This is a genomic window from Zunongwangia pacifica (genome assembly GCF_023499215.1).
GTDB classification, from domain to species: domain Bacteria; phylum Bacteroidota; class Bacteroidia; order Flavobacteriales; family Flavobacteriaceae; genus Zunongwangia; species Zunongwangia pacifica.
Window position 1 is genome coordinate 77,496 of the sequence record NZ_JAKHSK010000004.1, and the last position, 18,284, is coordinate 95,779.

Sequence of the window (18,284 nt, forward strand, 5' to 3'; positions counted from 1 at the left end):
CTCTAGCTTTGACTTTAAAAGAGGTCAGAGATTATCAATAAAAAAGAGTAATGAGTATTAAAACTGAACAAAAAATAGAGACCTGTCTCCTTAAAAATGAAAACGGATTAAAGCTAAGTTTGATTAATTATGGGGGCAGAATTACCAATATTGAAGTGCCAGATCGAAACGGGAATTTTGGGAATGTTGTTTTAAATTTAGACGAGAAAGACTATTTACAACCCAATCCGTTTATCGGCGCTTTAATTGGGCGATATGCTAACCGAATTGCCAATGCCGGTTTTCATCTAAATGAAGAATTCTTTAAGGTCGATAATAATGAAGGAGAAAATTGCCTGCATGGTGGTATTGGAGGTTTTGATGCTGTTTTTTGGACCATAGAAAAGCTAAGTGATACTAAAGTACTTTTAACCTATGACAGTCCACATCTGGAAATGGGATTCCCCGGCAATTTAAAAGTGAAAGTGAGTTACGAACTTACGAAGGCTAACGAACTAAAGATAGATTATTATGCTATTTGTGATATGGAAACGGTTATAAACCTAACGCAACATTCGTATTTTAATTTAACAGCAAATTTTGGTAAGAAAATCATCGATCACGAAGTATTTATAAATGCCGATGCTTTTTTACCAATTTCAGCAACCATCCCAACGGGAGAACTAAGAGCGGTAAAAGGTGGAGCTTTTGATTTTAATACGCCAAAAAGAATATGTGCAGATATTAATGAAAATGACGAGCAGTTGAAAACCGCTGGTGGTTACGATCATTGTTTTATTCTGAATAATAATCCAGAAGATTTAAGCTTAGCGGCAACCGCTTATGATCCTGAAAGTGGTCGTTTTTTAGAGGTTTTTACAACTGAGCCCGGAATGCAGTTTTATACCGGTAACTCTTTAGATGGGAGCTTAAAAATCCCTAATCAGTCTGGGAAATATGAAAAACGTTCTGGTTTTTGCTTTGAAACGCAACATTTCCCCGATTCTCCTAACCAACCCGATTTCCCTTCAGTAATTTTACAGGCAGGAGAAGAGTTTTCTTCAACAACCGTGTATAAATTTTCGGTAAAAGCCAGGGAAGATCAATAGGGATTAGCAGACTCAACTTTAATAAATAAGATTTTAGAATGTTAGAGCATTTAAAATACAAGTTCGTAAAAAGATTTATAGGAAAGCGTAATGTGATTTTTGCATTTTTTCTAATAGTCTTAGTGTCTTGTGGAACTACTTCTTCTATTTCAAAAAACGAATCTGAAAATCAACAAAAATGGGTGGGGAGCTGGAGTACGGCTCCGCAATTGGTCGAGCCAAGAAACGTTCCACCGGCACCGGGATTAACCGGTAACACTTTACGGCAAATTATTAGTCCGTCCCTGGGTGGGAAAACCATTCGGTTAAAATTTTCGAATGAGTTTAGTGATCGCCCGGTTGAAATGAGATCTGTTGAAATTGCCATAGCAAAATCGCAAGCTTCCATCGAAGATTCGACGGTAAAAACATTAACATTTGATGGTCAGCCTGGAGTGATCATGCCGGCCGGAGCAGCGGTATTTTCTGATGCACTGGATTTTGAATTTGAGTCCAGAACCAGATTGGCAATTACGATAAAATTTGGTGAAACCGTTGAAAATATTACCGGACATCCCGGCTCAAGAACAACTTCTTATCTGGTAGAAGGAAACCAGAATACTACTGAAAAAGATTTTGAGAATGCCATAAAAACAGATCATTGGTATGTGATTAATACGCTGGAAGTGATGGCTGGAAAAAATGCTTCGGCAATTGCTATTTTGGGTAATTCGATAACCGATGGCCGTGGGTCGGGAACCAATAAACAGAATCGCTGGCCAGATATTTTGGCCGAAAGACTTATTCAGCATTCAGAAACAAAAAGTATAGGCGTGCTAAACATGGGTATTGGCGGAAATGCAGTGTTAAGAGGTGGTTTGGGACCTACAGGGTTAAACCGATTTGATCGCGATATTTTAAGCCAAAGTGCAGTGAAGTATTTGATCATTCTGGAAGGTGTAAATGATCTTGGTGCAACGCCAGATAGTACCGTGGCATTTAAAGTGGCGAATAATTTAATTGACGCCTACCAAACGATGATCCACAAAGCACATGCTAAAAATATAAAGGTGTATGGAGGTACAATTACCCCCATTAAAAAATCTTTCTATTATAAAGACTTTAGGGAACAGGCGAGACAAAAAGTGAATCACTGGATTAGAAATAGCGGAGCATTTGATGCGGTGATCGATTTTGCAGAAGTTTTGGAAAGCCCTGAGGAACCCAATGTGCTTGCACCAAATTTACATTCTGGAGATTATCTGCATCCCAATGAAAAAGGCTATGAGGTTATGGGGGAGGCTATAGATTTGTCGTTGTTTAGAAAATAAAATCTGAAGACCGAATTGATGCGCTTAACAGTAAATATGTAATTCTTAGCAGTTACGAAATGTTTCAGTTTAGCGAATAGTAATAACCTGTGATCGATGTAGCAAAATACGGGCGGCTGAGTGAAATTTTTCCGAAATATTTTATATCGAAGCTTCCATTTTGGTAGCATCTCGATCCCAATTTTCAATGAAAATTCACTTAATGGCATAAAGTCCTGAAATAATTGAACTCAGTTTAGGAATTCAGCATTAATTTTGACGCTATAATTAAATTGAGGGTTTAAAATTATTAACTGATAAAAAACCGATCTATTTATTGAAAAATATATAAATTTAGACTATACTTGTAGTCTTAATAACTATTAGTGAGATGGAAAACAAAAACTCTTTCAACAATAAACTCATTATCCTAATCACGCTTGTAGCCAGTCTTGGTGGTCTGCTATTTGGGTATGATACCGCAGTGATTTCTGGTGCGGTAGGAGCAATGAATACTTATTTTATTAATCCGCTTGATGGCGATAACGTTTTAGCCTCGAGTGCCATTATCGAATTTAAAAGTATCATCAGCATTACTTCTATAGGAATTTTAGTCTTGTTTTTTTACTTTCTGTTTAAGTTCTTTAAAAGAACGACGTCCATTGCAATTATTGTTATTTTTCTTCTTATTGCGATTCCTTTATTTAAAATATACTTTTTAGATCTTCCTGATGTTTTAACCGAGAATTTGAGGAATTCTATATTAGGTTTTATGACCAGTAGCGCATTAGTGGGCTGTATTTTAGGGGCTTCGTTTGGGGATTTTATAGCAAACTCTGTTGGACGTAGAAACGGATTGGTGATTGCGGCGATTTTATTTTTAATTTCTGCTTTAGGATCGGGGTATCCAGAGGCCTTTAATGTTTTTGGAATCCAGACGCTTTCCTCATTTATCATCTATAGGATTATTGGTGGAATGGGCGTAGGGATTGCCAGTATGTTGGCACCTCTTTATATTGCTGAAATGGCTCCTGCGAATATCAGGGGGAAAATGGTTTCCTGTAATCAGCTTGCCATTGTAACCGGTATGTTGGTGGTGTATTTTGTGAACTATTTTATCGTACAGGGACAAACTGAAGAATGGATTACCGATTCGGGTTGGCGTTATATGTTTTTATCTGAAGTAATTCCTGCTTTTCTGTTTTTTGTGCTTTTACTTTTTATGCCAAAAACTCCGCGTTTTGAAGTAATGAAAGGAAATGAACAAAAAGCCAAGTCGATTTTAGATCGATTAAACGAGAAAGCTTCTTCAGATCGTATTCTTGTTGAAATTAAAAACTCGTTTAAAACCAAGAAAGCACATTGGTTATTTTATGGATGGCCGGTAATTATTGTTGGATTATTACTTTCGATTTTTCAGCAATTTGTAGGTATAAACGTGGTTTTATATTATGCCCCAGAGATTTTTAAAGGAATGGGCGTAGATACTAATGCATCGATGTTACAAACCATTATTGTAGGAGCGATAAATATGATTTTTACGGTAATTGCGATTATGACTGTGGATAATTTTGGCCGTAAAAAGCTATTGTTAATTGGTAGTGTAGTGATGGGGATAAGTATGGTTGGTTTAGGCTTTTCTTTATTTGCAGGAACTGTAGGCTTTACATCGCTAATACTTATGTTGGTTTACATTGCCGCTTTTGCCGTTTCCTGGGGACCGGTAACCTGGGTATTACTTTCAGAAATTTTCCCAAATTCTATTAAAGGTGTGATGGCGGTTGCGGTAGCAGTGCAGTGGCTGGCCAACCTTGTTATTTCCTGGACGTTCCCAATTATGAACAATAATCCATTTTTAGTAGAAAACTTTAATCACGGATTTTCCTACTGGGTGTATGGTGCTTTTGCGGTAATTTCAGCAGTATTTGTATGGAAATTCGTACCAGAAACCAAAGGCCGATCGCTAGAAGATATGGAGCAGCTTTGGCTTAAAAAAGAAGAGGAATAAAAGCTTTTATTGGCACCGCCAAAGGATTTAATACCCCGTCCCGGTAGCTATCGGGACGGGATCGGAACATTTAATCAAGATTATCAGGTAAATCGATTTTATATTTTAGGAAGAAATTTCTTGCAAGGGCATAAATAGTTGCTACATTTGCGGTCAATGAAAAAAGCATCAGGATATACTGCTATTTTTACCGCGCTCTTAATTGTTTTTGCGTTGGTATATCCCTATGTTCATATTTTTGAACATGGCTTTTCTCAGGATTCAGGATTAAAAGATCATACCCACATTGTTCAGATGGATAAGAATATTGTGAAATCGGGTATGGATTGTAAGATTTGTGATTTTCATTTTTCCGGTTTTAGCAGCCCTGAGTTTTTCACTTTCGATCTTTTTATTCCGAATAAAGAATCGGTTTATTCCCTTTCCCTTACACAAACGATCTGGGAATTCCCAGATCCCTATTTTTCTTTACGGGCCCCTCCGGCTATCCGTGCTTAATTAGCGTTTTAAATGCCTGAAAATTTTTTCTTCTATTTCAGGTAATGTTACATTTTTAGTTACGGAATTATTTTATGAAAATCTTTTGGATAGCGGTATGCTTATCCCTGTTTTATATTCATTCTTATGCTCAAAATTCGACTTTTGAGTTATCAGGTTACATAAAATCTCAAACAGGGGACGCCTTAGATGGTGCTTATATTAAAATTGGTGAACACTACTTTTGGACTTCAGCAGAAGGTAATTATTCGGCAAGATTAATCGAAGGGACTTACAAAGTTCATGTATCGATTATTGGTTTTACGCCGGTAGATACTATAGTTAAACTTCATCAAAATAGAAAATTAGATATTGTTTTAAAGCAATCGATAAATGGTTTGGATGAAGTGATGCTGGAAGGCCATCAGCATAAAAAAACAAGTCAGCAGGTGTTATATGTTGACAATGATTATTTGCAGAATCAATTTTCAGGCTCTTTAGCCTCAAGTCTTGAAAAGTTACCGGGGTTTAATGCGATGCAAATTGGTTCTGGCGCTTCAAAACCCATTATTCGTGGCCTTGGCCTAAATCGTGTGGCCGTTGCCGAAAATGGAGTAAAGCAGGAAGGCCAGCAATGGGGCGCCGATCATGGTTTGGAAATAGACGCGTTGCAGGTAGAAGATCTTGAAATTATTAAAGGCGTAGGATCTATCGCCTATGGTAGCGATGCTTTAGGAGGCGTGGTACGTATAAAAAATAACAAAATCCCAGAAGAAGGCTTATCGGGAAGCATTTATACTTTTGCTAAAAGTGTGAATAATAGTTTAGGAAGTTCTGCGCAAATCGCATACAAAAAAGAGGACTGGTTTGTAAAAGGAAAACTAACGGGACTTTCTTTTGGCGATTATAAATTACCCACAGATCAGATCTCCTATCTTAATTTTGATATCCCTATTTACGACGAGCAATTAAAAAATACCGCAGGTAAAGAGCTGGATTGGTATACGCAAATTGGGCTGGTTAAAGATCGGTTTTCGTCAATGCTAACTATAAGTAAGGTATATCAAAAATCCGGATTTTTTCCCGGTTCACATGGTGTTCCCGATATTAGCAGGGTACAGCCCGATGGAGATTCCAGGAATATAGAAGAGCCTTTTCAACGTGCTACGCATTTTAAAGTTATTAATAATTCGACCTTTATTTTTGATAATGGAGAATTGGAGGTAGACCTTTCTTTCCAAAGAAATCATCGGCAGGAATGGAGTTTGTTCCATACCCATTATGCGGGCCAGCAACCGCCAGAAATCAACCCAAACCTGGAGTTAGATTTTGATCTGGATACTTATGGAGCGAAAGCAACGTATCATCATAATTTTAGCAAAAAGCATGAAACCCGTTTAGGCCTCGATACCCAATGGAAATCTAATAAAATCGAAGGATTTAATTTTCTATTACCAGAATACAAATCGGCTAACTATGGGCTTTTTGCAATTCATGAGTTTAAAGCTTCAAAACAGAATTTATGGACTTTAGGACTTCGTTTCGATTACGGGACGATTGATATGAAGGGCTATTACGATCCTAATCTCTATGAGTTTTTGATAGGAAACAATCAATCTGAAGAAACAGCAGCTTCTTATGCCCAACGTAGCCAGGATCTTGATAAAGACTTTAATAGTTTTAATATACGATTAGGATGGGAGCATCGGTTTAATAAACAATTTAGCAGTAAGCTTAATCTAGGAACCGCTTTTAGGTTACCAACCGCTATAGAACTTGGTGCCAACGGAATCCATCATGGATCATTTAGGCATGAGCAGGGCGATCCTAACCTCGATCCCGAGAAGGGATTTATGGCAGATGTAAGTTTAAATTACAGTCAGAATTCATGGAAAATCAATCTGAGTCCGTATGCTTATTTTTTCAGTAATTATATTTTTCTACGCCCCAGCGGAACTTTTTCTTTATTACCACATTCCGGGCAATTATATAAGTATACCGAATCTGAAGCTTTGCTTAGCGGAGTAGAACTTCAAATCGATAAAGAGATTGGGCGTTGGCATTTTGGGATTGCGGGAGAATATATTTACAACCAACAGCTCACTTCTAACAGGTCGCGAAATTATCCCTTACCGTTTACTCCTGCGAATAATGTTTTTACTGAAGTTGGCTACCAGCTTTTTACCGATTCTAAAATTTTTAATGCTACAGAAGTAAATATCAACAATCGATCGGTGATGAAACAGGATCGTATTGCCCAGGGCGAAGAAATTACGCCTGGATATTCCCTGTGGGGAGTAGGATATCAAACCCTACTGAAATTTGGCAATTTTAAAGCCAATATTAATTTCAGGATTGATAATTTATTCAATACCAAATATTTCAATCACACTAGTTTTTACCGGCGATTGCAAATCCCAGAAATGGGAAGAAATATTCAACTGAGTATTAAAATTCCTTTTGGGCAGTCATGAAGCAGTTTTGGTTAAAATATAGTAGCCTGTTTTTGCTGGTTTTATTACCGGCAGGCCCAATTTTATGGTCGGCCCATATTATTTTAAACGAGCATGCTAATTCTTTCGAGGTTCATGAGCTTAGTTTTCAGAAAATAGCCTCGCCACATGTTTGCGCCCATTTTTTACTTGGAGAATCTCGCGGGATACTTCCTAAGATATCTTATAAACAGGAGCCTGCATTAATTGTAGTTATTAAAGATGCTTTTTCTGAAAAAAGGATTAGCCATAAAACATTTTATCAGTTAAGATTCTACGTTCGGGGGCCACCGCTTTTTGGATTTGCTTAAGAAGATACAGATTACAAAGTTCAAATACTATAGCCCTAACGGCTTAAATCCTTCATTAAGGATGATTAATTAATAATACTAAATTTTAAAATGAAGAAATTTTCAATAAAACTTATAGCACTTTTCACACTTACTTTTTTTGCAGCATGTAGTAGTGATGACGATGAAATTTTGGATAGTGAAAAACCACAAATTACAGTAAACGATCCTGTAGAGAATGAAGCTTTTGAAGTAGGTGGAGAGCTGCATTTTGATATCGATTTAAGCGATAATGATGCTTTAGCTTCGTATAAAGTTGATATTCATAATAATTTTGATGGGCATACACACTCTGGCGTTTTAAATAGCACAGTAGGTGTTACTACCAAACAGTCTACAATTAGTCCCTGGTCTTTTAATAAGGCTTTCGATATTGAAGGTACACCAAAGACTTACCATGCTCACGAGCATATCGAAATACCAGATGATATTGCAGAAGGCCCTTATCATTTAGGGATTACCGTAATCGATGTCTCTGGGAACGAAAATCAGGTGTATGTGCAGTTTATTATAGGTGAAGATCATACAGGCGAAGAACATGGGATTTCAATTTCAGATATTCATAGTGAAAATGCAGTTCGCGGAGGTGAGTTACATGCCGAAGCGCAATTAGCAGCAGATCACGAAATAAGTTCGGTTTCTGTTAGTATTCATGGTCACGGTTTAGAACCTGAAGAAGGAGAAATAGAATGGACCTTCGATAAAACCTATGAAAATTATTCTGGGACTTCAGCAGAGCTTCATGAGCATATAGATGTTCCAGAAAATGCTGCTTTAGGAGAATATCACATGACGATCACCGTGATTGATGCTGAAGGACATTCGCATGCCGAAGGCGCACATTTTCATATTACCGATGGCAATAATAATGCTGATGCGATTACAATTTCGGACATGAAAGTAGATGAAAATGTAAAAGCGGGAGAAGAAATACATGTGGAAGCGGCAATTGCCGGAGAGCATGGGATCGAAAAAGTAGAAGTTCATATTCACTTTGAAGATGGAGAAGGTTGGGAAATTGAGAAATCTTATGATTATGAAGATAAAACCAGTGTAGATTTTCATGAGCATATCGATGTACCCACAGATGCTGCAAAAGGAGAATATCATTTATCATTAGAAGTAACAGACCATGAGGGTAATGTTAACAGTGCAGATGCTCATTTTAATGTTACCGAATAAGCTTAGTTAAGCTGTTTTTTTAGTTAGTTTTTACGATCGGTGAAGCAATACATGCTTGGTTTTACAAGCTTTATCGATTATTATGCTTAACTGAATGAAGGAGATTCTACGGGGTCTCCTTTTTTGTTTTGTATAAATTATTAAGCGATTTTTATTAAATATCGGAATTGTAACAAGAGTTACCGTCTAAAAAATATTGTTCTATTATTTTTACACTCATAAATAAACAATATCACTCCATATAAAATCTATAAATTATGAAAGTAGAACAAATATATACCGGCTGTCTTGCACATGCTGCTTATTATATCGAAAGCAAAGGCAAAGCAGCAATTTTTGATCCGTTAAGAGAAGTTAACCCCTATATTCAAAAAGCAGAAAACGATGGGGCGAAGATAAAATATGTTTTCGAAACTCATTTTCATGCCGATTTTGTAAGCGGTCATTTAGATTTGCAAAAGAAAACCGGAGCTCAAATAGTTTTTGGGCCAAATGCCAAGCCAGGTTATGAAGCCTTAGTTGCTGAGGATGGTCAAATTTTCGAAATTGGGGATTATAAGGTGAAGGTGATTCATACTCCTGGTCATACCATGGAAAGCACTAGCTATTTATTAATTGATGATAAAGGCCAAGAACATGGGATTATTACCGGCGACACCTTATTTATTGGGGATGTTGGTAGACCAGATCTTGCTCAACATGTAGTATCAGATTTAACCGAAGATAAACTTGCCGGACATTTATTCGATTCCCTACGTAATAAAATTATGCCGTTAAGTGACGATCTTATTGTGTATCCCAATCACGGTGCAGGATCGGCTTGTGGTAAAAAAATGAGTAAAGAAACCATCGATACGCTGGGCAATCAAAAGAAAACAAATTATGCCCTAAGGGCTAATATGACCAAAAAAGAGTTTAAAAAAGAGCTTTTAACCGGTCTTACAACTCCACCAAAATACTTTCCGAAGAACGTTTTATTGAATATAGGAGGATATCAGAGTTTTGATAGTGTAATGAAACAAGCGGCAAGAGCTTTAGCACCTGAAGAGTTTGAAGTGATTGCGAATGAAGAAGGCGCACTGATTTTAGATACCAGAGATGCCGATAAATATGCCAAATCTCATATTCCTAATAGTATTAATATTGGTTTACAAGGTAGTTTTGCCCCTTGGGTAGGAGAGATGATCCCAGATTTAGAAACTCCTATTTTATTAGTGACCGAAGAAGGAAAAGCAGAAGAAGCCATTACAAGATTAAGCCGTGTAGGTTATGATAATACACAAGGATATTTAGCTGGCGGAATGAAAAGTTGGGAAGCTGCCGGTAAGGAAGTTGACAATATAAACAGGATTACTGCCGAAGCGCTGGAACAAAAAATGCAGCAAAATATAGTGGTTATCGATGTACGTAAAAAAAGTGAATTCGATTCAGAGCATATTGAAGGTGCTGTAAATATTCCGCTAAATCAGATCAATCAGCATTTAGAGAAGTTTCCAAAAGAACAGGAATTTGTGTTGCATTGTGCCGGTGGGTATAGAAGTATGATCGCGGCATCTATTTTACAACAACGAGGCTGGTCTCAGTTAACCGATGTAATAGGAGGTTTTAAATCCATAAAAGAAACTACAATTCCGGTTACAGATTACGTGTGTCCAAGCACATTGCTATAAACACAAAAACAAGATAAATGGTCGTTTTATAGATAAGGTTGAGTTTAATTGGTTTAAAGGTCGATTTTTTTAAGTCGGCCTTTTTTAATGATTCATTAAGAATCAATAAATTAATCGGTATGATTTCTACAGAATACTGATTACATTTGATAAAAAATACTGTGATGCTAAAATTATCAATATATGCTATTCTTTTTTTAAGTCTGTTCCTTTTTTCCTGTAAAAATGAAGCGGAAAAAAAAGAGGTGAAAAATAACGAAAATAAGGAGGCAGAGTTAAAAACTTCAACAAGAATTAATACGGTAAATCCTGAAGACCTTTTAAAAAAGCAGCCACAAGGTATCGAAACTCCAAAGGGTATGGTTTGGGTTTCTGGTGTAAAATTTACCATGGGAGCATCAGAAGGTGATCCTTATGCCTTACCAAGAGAAAAACCGGCGCATCCTGTGGCGGTAGACGGATTTTTTATAGATCAAACCGAAGTGACCAATGCACAGTTTAAAAAATTTGTAGACGAAACGGGTTACGTGACCGTTGCAGAGCGCCCCATCGATTGGGAAGAAATGAAAAAACAATTGTCACCGGGAACACCAAAACCACCCGATAGTGTTTTACAACCAGGTTCTTTGATCTTTAAAAGACAGCTGGAAAAGATATCTAATCTTAATGATTATGGCCAATGGTGGGAATGGAAAATAGGTGCCGACTGGAAACATCCGCAAGGGCCTGATAGCGATATAAAAGGAAAAGATAATTATCCGGTAGTTCATGTAGCTTACGAAGACGCTTTGGCCTATGCCAGTTGGGCCGGTCGTGATTTACCAACCGAGGCCGAATGGGAAGCGGCAGCACACGGGCAACTTCACGGCGGAATTTATACCTGGGGTGACGATGAATCTAAATTAAATGAAAATGCCAATACGTGGCAGGGAGAATTTCCCGTAAAAAATATTCCGGAAGACGGTTATAAATACGCTGCACCGGTAAAATCTTTCCCTCCAAATAGTCTTAATTTATATGATATGGCAGGCAATGTTTGGGAATTTACTAAAGATAATTTTGATAGCAGATACTATCAGTTGGCCTTGCAGCAGGGCGAATTATTAAACCCCAAAGGATCGACAACTTATTTTAATGAAGATAATCCTTACCAAAAAGAAAAAGTGATAAAAGGAGGTTCGTTTTTATGCAGTAAATCCTATTGCATCAGTTATCGTGTTTCTTCAAGAATGGGTACTTCAATGGATTCTGGTTCAGATCATCTTGGTTTTAGGACGGTAAAGCGGGTAAAATAATTATTACTGAAATTATATATAATGAACCCTAATTTTTCCGGGCTTTTTTAGTCTTTATAGTTGGTCTATTTCTACTAAGCTTGCCTTGAAATAAAAAAAGGTTTTCCTCGTTATAACCAGCGAGATTTTCCAAAGTTTTATGATTTTATCATTTTAGTTCTTGATCTTTTTTAAAGTAAATTTGAAAAAGCCGAAACCCATCCAAACTAGTTTATATATCAATAATTCATTTTTAATTTAATTATTAGTCATTTTTATCCTGTAAATTTTGATAATATTCAAAATTTAAATTATACTTGTAGTCAAATAAACTATTAGTGTTTTGAAAAAGGTTTCAAAAGCTAATAAAATTGACTTAGAATGTATTTTTTAGGAATAGATCTGGGAAGTAGTTCAGTAAAATTATCGATTTTCGATGCTAATTCTCAACAAAGTATTGCTGCTGTAAGCGAGCCAAAATCTGAAATGGCAATGGAAGCTATACAACCCGGTTGGGCAGAGCAGGATCCAAATCAGTGGTGGGAAAATGTTAAAATAGCACTACAACGTTTACAATCTGAAAATCAAATCGATTTAACCCAAATAAAAGCTATTGGTATTGCTTACCAAATGCATGGTTTGGTATTAACCGATAAGGATTTAAACCCTGTGCGCCCTTCCATAATCTGGTGCGATAGCCGTGCCGCTACTATTGGCGATAAAGCGTTTCATGAAATTGGTGAAGAGAAATGCCATGATATGATTTTAGGAAGTCCGGGGAATTTTACGGCTTCAAAATTAAAATGGGTAAAAGAAAATGAGCCTGAAATTTATGAAAAAGCGGCTTATATGATGTTACCCGGGGATTATATCGCTGCAAGATTTAGTGAGAAACCTCAAATAAGTAAAGGGGGATTATCTGAAGGAATGCTTTGGCATTTTAAAGAAAACCGACTGGCGACAGAGATTCTTGAGTATTACGGAATTTCAGAAGAACTGATTCCTGAGATAGTTTCAAATTTTGGAGATCAGGCTAATATTTCTTCAAAAGTAGCCAACGAATTAGGACTTTCAGAAGATGTGAAAATAACGTATCGCGCAGGAGATCAGCCGAATAATGCCATGTCTTTAAATGTACTAAGTCCGGGTGAAATTGCTACCACAGCAGGAACTTCCGCAGTAATTTATTCGGTTAGTGAGAATCATGCTTTCGATAAAGACAATAGGATTAATACATTTTTACATGTAAATAATCAGGAAAAGCAGCATCGAAACGGCGTAATGGTTTGTATCAATGGGTCTGGGATTCTCTATCAGTGGTTACGAAATATTTTGTCTTCCGGGCGTGATCAAATTGTAGATTATGAGTATCTAAATGAAATGGCTGCCCAATCAAAACCGGGTAGTGAAGGCTTGCTTTTTCATCCTTTCGGAAATGGTGTAGAGCGCATATTTCAAAATAAAGAAGTCTTGTCTGGAATATCTAATCTTAACTTCAATATTCATAAAACGCCACATTTAGTGCGTGCTGCCTGTGAAGGAATCGTCTTTGCGATGAATTACGGTTTTGAAATTATGCAAGAAGTTGGTGCTTCAGGAAAAACAGTACGGGCAGGTAAGGATAATTTGTTTCTAAGCCCAGTTTTTCAGGAAATTTTCGTGAATACTACCAATACAACACTTCAACTTTATAAAACAAACGGAGCTGACGGAGCGGCCAGAGGTGCTGCTTATGGTTACGGGCATTATAAAACTTTAGAGGAGGCCTTTGATAGCCTGGAATGCCTGCAAACAATAAAACCACAACCAGCACTGGTTGAAGCCTATAAATCAATTTATAATAACTGGAAAAAAGCCATTAAATTTTAATATTATGAGTAATTATTTTAAGAATATCGATGCCATAAAGTTTGAAGGTAAAGAGAGTGATAACCCTTTAGCTTTTAAATATTACGATGAAAATAAAGTGGTAGCCGGTAAAACTTTAAAAGAGCATTTAAGATTTGCCGTTGCTTACTGGCATACCTTTAATAATAAAGGAGGAGACCCTTTTGGAGCTGAAACCGAGGTTTTTGAATGGGATAAAAAACATGATCCTGTAGCACGTGCAAAAGATAAAATGGATGCTGCTTTTGAATTTATGACAAAGCTTGGCGTGCCTTATTATTGTTTTCATGATGTGGATCTAGTAGATGAAGCACCCACTTTAGGAGAATTTGAAAAGAGAATCCATGCGGTAACCGAATATGCGAAACAAAAGCAAGAAGAAAGTGGTTTAAAATTACTTTGGGGAACATCCAACCTGTTTAGCAATCCACGATATATGAATGGTGCAGCTACCAATCCTAATTTTGATGTTGTAGCTTATGCCGGTGCACAGGCTAAAATCGCATTAGATGCCACTATCGCTTTAGGCGGTGAGAATTATGTTTTTTGGGGTGGACGTGAAGGTTACATGAGCCTGCTAAATACCGATATGAAGAGAGAGCAGGATCACTTGGCAATGTTCTTGGGAATGTGTAGGGATTATGCCAGAAAACAAGGATTTAAAGGAAACTTCTTTTTAGAGCCAAAACCTATGGAACCCACAAAACATCAATATGATTATGATGCAGCAACCTGTTTAGGCTTTATTAATAAATACGGACTTAAGGATGATTTTAAGCTAAATATTGAAGTAAACCACGCAACGCTTGCAGGCCATACTTTTGAGCATGAGTTACAAACCTCGATCGATGCAGGAATGTTAGGAAGCATCGATGCCAACCGTGGTGACTATCAAAATGGATGGGATACCGATCAATTCCCTATAGACCTTTTTGAAATAACCCAGGCGATGATGATTATCCTTGAAGGTGGTGGATTACAAGGTGGCGGAATTAACTTTGATGCAAAAGTTAGACGAAATTCTACAGATCTTGAAGATAAATTTATTGCACACATCTCTGGAATGGATGTATTTGCAAGAGGTTTAATTACTGCAGATCATATTCTTAAAAACACAAAATACAGCAGCCTGAGAAAAGATCGTTACGCTTCTTTTGATAGCGGTAGTGGTAAAGATTTTGAAGCAGGAAAACTTACTCTAGAGCAATTAAGTAAGTTAGGAAATGAAAATGGAGAACCAACCAAAATAAGCGGTAAGCAAGAGCTTTACGAGCAAATAATAGCGAATGCATATTAATTATCATCCATACTTAACCTAGTATTTATGTAAAAAGAGGCTATTTTTTGATAGCCTCTTTTAATTTAAATTTTGGAAGTAACATTTCTTAAAAATTGTAAGAAAAATCGAAATATCCCCTCTCATGGGTATTGAGTCACCTTTAGACGAAAAGTACATTTGTTAGTGTAATAATTCATTAATTATAATTATCACTCTTATGAATCACTTAATTTTACGTCACTTCGAGGTTTTAGAGCAATTTATTTCAGAATTTAAGGATGCAGAAGCTTTGCGCCTTATCGCAGTTGGGAAAAGACAACAGAATAAAGCAGAGTATAAAATGGATCTTGTCATCTTTAATTTTGAAATTTATACCTCAAAATATCCTGAAATCTATAACTTCATTTTAGGTGAATTTCAGGATGAATTTAAGAAAAGGGAAGAATGGGACCGCTTAAGATCCAGAGAAAATTTTGTGCCTTATCTTAAAAATTTAATGAACGCTGTTAGTATGCAAAGTGCTTAGGTTTAGATTGAAAAAATCTAAATACACAGGGGTTTAAAGCTGAAACTGAAATTGATGTTTGCCGCCTTTAATATTACTGCTTTGATGTGGTAATTGTAATTTGGCGGTTGCGGTAGGTGGAATTTTAATTTCCAGTTGTACATCTCTGTCACTTTTTGTCCATTTAACCTGTATTCTTCCATATTGAGAGTCATAACTGGCATCAACAAAATCCAGATCGTCTATAAAAGTCGGTTTTATAATGATTTCTTTAAAAGAGGTTTCATTTTCATCTAATTTGATGCCTGCTAAAGATGTATACATCCAGGCAGCAATGGCACCCATCGAAGGGTGATTTAAGGAAGCATCAAAAATTCTTCTTTTAATATCCCAGGTTTCGAATAAACTGGTGGCATGATGTTCTTTTATCCAATATCCCCAAGAAGGCATTTCTTCTTTGGTTACCATTTTATAAACGCTGTCGGTATACCCATAATCAGATAATACTTCAGGTACAATTAAACTCCCAATAAAGCCAAAATCGAGAAAATAGTTGCTGTTTTTTAAACTGTCATTAAGTTTCTTCGCTAACCGGGGCCTAAATTCTTCAGGAGCGATATCCATATAAAGAGGAAGCGCATCGGATAATTGTGTTTTATTGGCGTACGATATATTTTTAGCATCAAAAAAGATATCGTTTATCCTGTTTTTTAATATCTCGGCCTTTTCTTCATAAGCGATAGCTTCTTTATCATTGTTTAATAACCGGGCCATTTTGGCCATTAAAATATTGTCGTAATAATAATATGCGGTCACCATAAACGGAGTTGAAGTCTCTGCTTTATAGAAAAGCCAGTCTCCAAGGCCAAAATCGATAATTCCATTTTCATTTTCCTGAGATTCCAAATATTTAAGGTATCTTTTTGCGCTGGGATATATTTTTTTAATACTCTCCAGGTCGCCAGAATATCGATATAAAAGATCTGGTACAATAAAGATAGCTGCATCCCAAATTGGCCCGGCCCAATTGCTATCCCAATGATGTGAAGTGGGCACAATACCGGGCATATTACCGCTATCCTGTTGGGCGTCGATCATATCTTTAACCCATTTTGCATAAATATTTCGAGAATCGTAATTCAGCATTCCCGCTTCCTGCACCATAAATCCATCGGCCATCCAGCCATTTTTTTCTCGGGTAGGACAATCTGTAGGAATGCTAAAAAGATTACTCAAATAGGAGTTTTTACATATTTCGAAGATGGAATTTAAAGTGTGATTCGATGTTTTTAAAGAACCAATATTTTCTACGTCACTATGTAATTTTATGGTCTTTAAATACACATTCTGGGCAGAAATAGGTTGATTACTACTTACCTGAACATACCTAAAACCATGATAGGTAAATGCTGGGCTAAAAGTTTCTATCCCTTTTCCTTTTAAAATGTAAGTATCGGTTTGAATTCTTTCTTTTTCATTTCTAGGGCGTAAATGCATATCAATATTTCGCTGGTCAACGCTTCCGTCTTCGCGTACCATTTCCCCATGTTTCAATTTTACTTCCATTCCTTCTTTACCTTCAATATTTAACTCAACCACCCCCGCGGTATTTATGCCCATGTCAAATACTAAGGAAGTATCATTTAATTGCTGAACTGCAATTGGTTCTAAGATTTCTTCGGAAGATATTAAAGCCATTTTCTGACTTTCTAAAATTTCTGAAGGAGCATCGGTTAAAATGACATTAGACCAGTTTTTATCCTTATAATTTATATCGCTCCAACCCTTTTGTTCTAATCGTGCATCATAGATTACACCCACATGAATATTATCAAACAAGAGAGGCCCGGTATTGGTTTTCCAGGTATTATCGGTTGCTATAGTTTCAGTAGAACCATCGTTATAGGTAATCCTTATTTCACAAAGTAGCTGAGGTCTTTTGCGCCAGGGTGCCAGATCAAAATTCCAAACCGTTGGTGTTTGTTCGTTAAACCATCCATTTCCTAATTCGATTCCTACGGCATTGCTGCCTTCTTTTAAATAGTTGGTGATATCCAAAGTGTTGTATAGAACACGTTTGCTATAATCTGTAAACCCAGGATCCAGATGATTTTGGTTAATTTTAGTGCCATTTATAGAAAGTAGATAATACCCAAGACCACTTATATAACATTTTTAGCTAGTTTAAATTCTTTTCTAAATCGGGGAGAAGGTTCATAAGATTTGTCGTGGCTATCCGTAATCCAATGCGCTTCCCAATCTGATGTTTTAAATTTTCCTGTTTCAAAATATGCAGTATCAGATGTAAACTTTCCATCTGATGTTTTTGTTTCAATCAACCAGTAATATCGTTGATCTGATTTTAAATTTTTACCTGAATAATAGCTAATTGATCTTCAGATTTTATAAATCTGGAATTCCAGATGTCAGCTTTTTTTGAACTTAATTTTTCTTTTACAGAAGCCACAAGAATCCTATATGATTTTTGTTTCAGGGGAGTATCCCCTTCATATTTCCACATCAGCCTGGGATGTTCCATATCAATTCCCGTAGGATTTACCATATACTCACATTCCAGTTTCGAGATCTTCGATTGAGCGAATAACAAGCAGGGAAAAAGAATTAGAATATAAAGGATTTGATGTTTCATAATGATAAGTTATGGCAATCTAAAGATAATAAATTAATCGTTTTAGCTAACTATTTAATGTTTATATGAATTAGGTAGGAATCTTTTTATATTATGATATTATATTAAAATATTAATTTATATATTGAAGTTT

General features: G+C 36.4%; 13 protein-coding genes and 1 pseudogene. 12 read left to right on the forward strand and 2 right to left on the reverse strand.

The features are described from left to right. Positions 1 to 50 precede the first annotated feature (50 nt). From L1967_RS04005 to L1967_RS04060, 12 genes are all read left to right on the forward strand, one after another. Positions 51 to 1,088, forward strand: coding sequence for an aldose epimerase family protein (locus L1967_RS04005; protein ID WP_249600434.1), 1,038 nt, complete (start codon positions 51 to 53; stop codon positions 1,086 to 1,088). A 38-nt stretch (positions 1,089 to 1,126) separates the two neighbouring features. Then, the gene (locus L1967_RS04010; protein WP_249600435.1) at positions 1,127 to 2,398 is read left to right on the forward strand and encodes an SGNH/GDSL hydrolase family protein; all 1,272 of its coding nucleotides are present in this window, start codon (positions 1,127 to 1,129) and stop codon (positions 2,396 to 2,398) included. Positions 2,399 to 2,768: 370 nt separating this feature from the next. Next, on the forward strand, positions 2,769 to 4,385 hold the full coding sequence (gene xylE, locus L1967_RS04015) for a D-xylose transporter XylE (protein WP_249600436.1): 1,617 nt from the start codon (positions 2,769 to 2,771) through the stop codon (positions 4,383 to 4,385). Positions 4,386 to 4,541: 156 nt separating this feature from the next. Beyond that, positions 4,542 to 4,883: a hypothetical protein gene (locus L1967_RS04020; RefSeq protein WP_249600437.1), complete on the forward strand. Its 342-nt coding sequence runs from the start codon at positions 4,542 to 4,544 to the stop codon at positions 4,881 to 4,883. A 74-nt stretch (positions 4,884 to 4,957) separates the two neighbouring features. After that, a complete protein-coding gene (locus L1967_RS04025) occupies positions 4,958 to 7,336 on the forward strand; it encodes a TonB-dependent receptor (protein ID WP_249600438.1) in 2,379 nt (792 codons plus the stop codon). Continuing rightward, positions 7,333 to 7,665: a hypothetical protein gene (locus L1967_RS04030; RefSeq protein ID WP_249600439.1), complete on the forward strand. Its 333-nt coding sequence runs from the start codon at positions 7,333 to 7,335 to the stop codon at positions 7,663 to 7,665. Before L1967_RS04025 ends, L1967_RS04030 begins: the two co-directional genes overlap by 4 nt. 90 nt (positions 7,666 to 7,755) lie before the next feature. Continuing rightward, a complete protein-coding gene (locus L1967_RS04035; protein ID WP_249600440.1) occupies positions 7,756 to 8,886 on the forward strand; it encodes a DUF4625 domain-containing protein in 1,131 nt (376 codons plus the stop codon). A gap of 257 nt (positions 8,887 to 9,143) precedes the next feature. Next, positions 9,144 to 10,556: an MBL fold metallo-hydrolase gene (locus L1967_RS04040; RefSeq protein WP_249600441.1), complete on the forward strand. Its 1,413-nt coding sequence runs from the start codon at positions 9,144 to 9,146 to the stop codon at positions 10,554 to 10,556. 164 nt (positions 10,557 to 10,720) lie between these two features. Beyond that, positions 10,721 to 11,851 (forward strand): formylglycine-generating enzyme family protein, encoded by a 1,131-nt coding sequence (locus tag L1967_RS04045; RefSeq protein ID WP_249600442.1) that lies wholly within the window; start codon positions 10,721 to 10,723, stop codon positions 11,849 to 11,851. A gap of 360 nt (positions 11,852 to 12,211) precedes the next feature. Continuing rightward, positions 12,212 to 13,699: a xylulokinase gene (locus tag L1967_RS04050; protein ID WP_249600443.1), complete on the forward strand. Its 1,488-nt coding sequence runs from the start codon at positions 12,212 to 12,214 to the stop codon at positions 13,697 to 13,699. A gap of 4 nt (positions 13,700 to 13,703) precedes the next feature. Further along, positions 13,704 to 15,014 carry a xylose isomerase gene (xylA, locus tag L1967_RS04055; protein ID WP_249600444.1) on the forward strand — a complete coding sequence of 437 codons (1,311 nt, stop codon included), beginning with the start codon at positions 13,704 to 13,706 and terminating at the stop codon, positions 15,012 to 15,014. 199 nt (positions 15,015 to 15,213) lie between these two features. Further along, positions 15,214 to 15,522 carry a hypothetical protein gene (locus L1967_RS04060; RefSeq protein ID WP_249600445.1) on the forward strand — a complete coding sequence of 103 codons (309 nt, stop codon included), beginning with the start codon at positions 15,214 to 15,216 and terminating at the stop codon, positions 15,520 to 15,522. A 33-nt stretch (positions 15,523 to 15,555) separates the two neighbouring features. Here L1967_RS04060 and L1967_RS04065 read toward each other — a convergent pair whose 3' ends face one another. Together L1967_RS04065 and L1967_RS22530 are read right to left on the reverse strand one after the other, a co-directional pair. After that, on the reverse strand, positions 15,556 to 17,667 hold the full coding sequence (locus L1967_RS04065) for an alpha-L-rhamnosidase (RefSeq protein ID WP_338063513.1): 2,112 nt from the start codon (positions 17,665 to 17,667) through the stop codon (positions 15,556 to 15,558). Next, positions 17,664 to 18,151 (reverse strand): annotated as a pseudogene (locus L1967_RS22530) (glycoside hydrolase family 78 protein). The gene L1967_RS04065 and the pseudogene L1967_RS22530 overlap by 4 nt, the downstream one beginning before the upstream one ends. Positions 18,152 to 18,284: the final 133 nt, after the last annotated feature.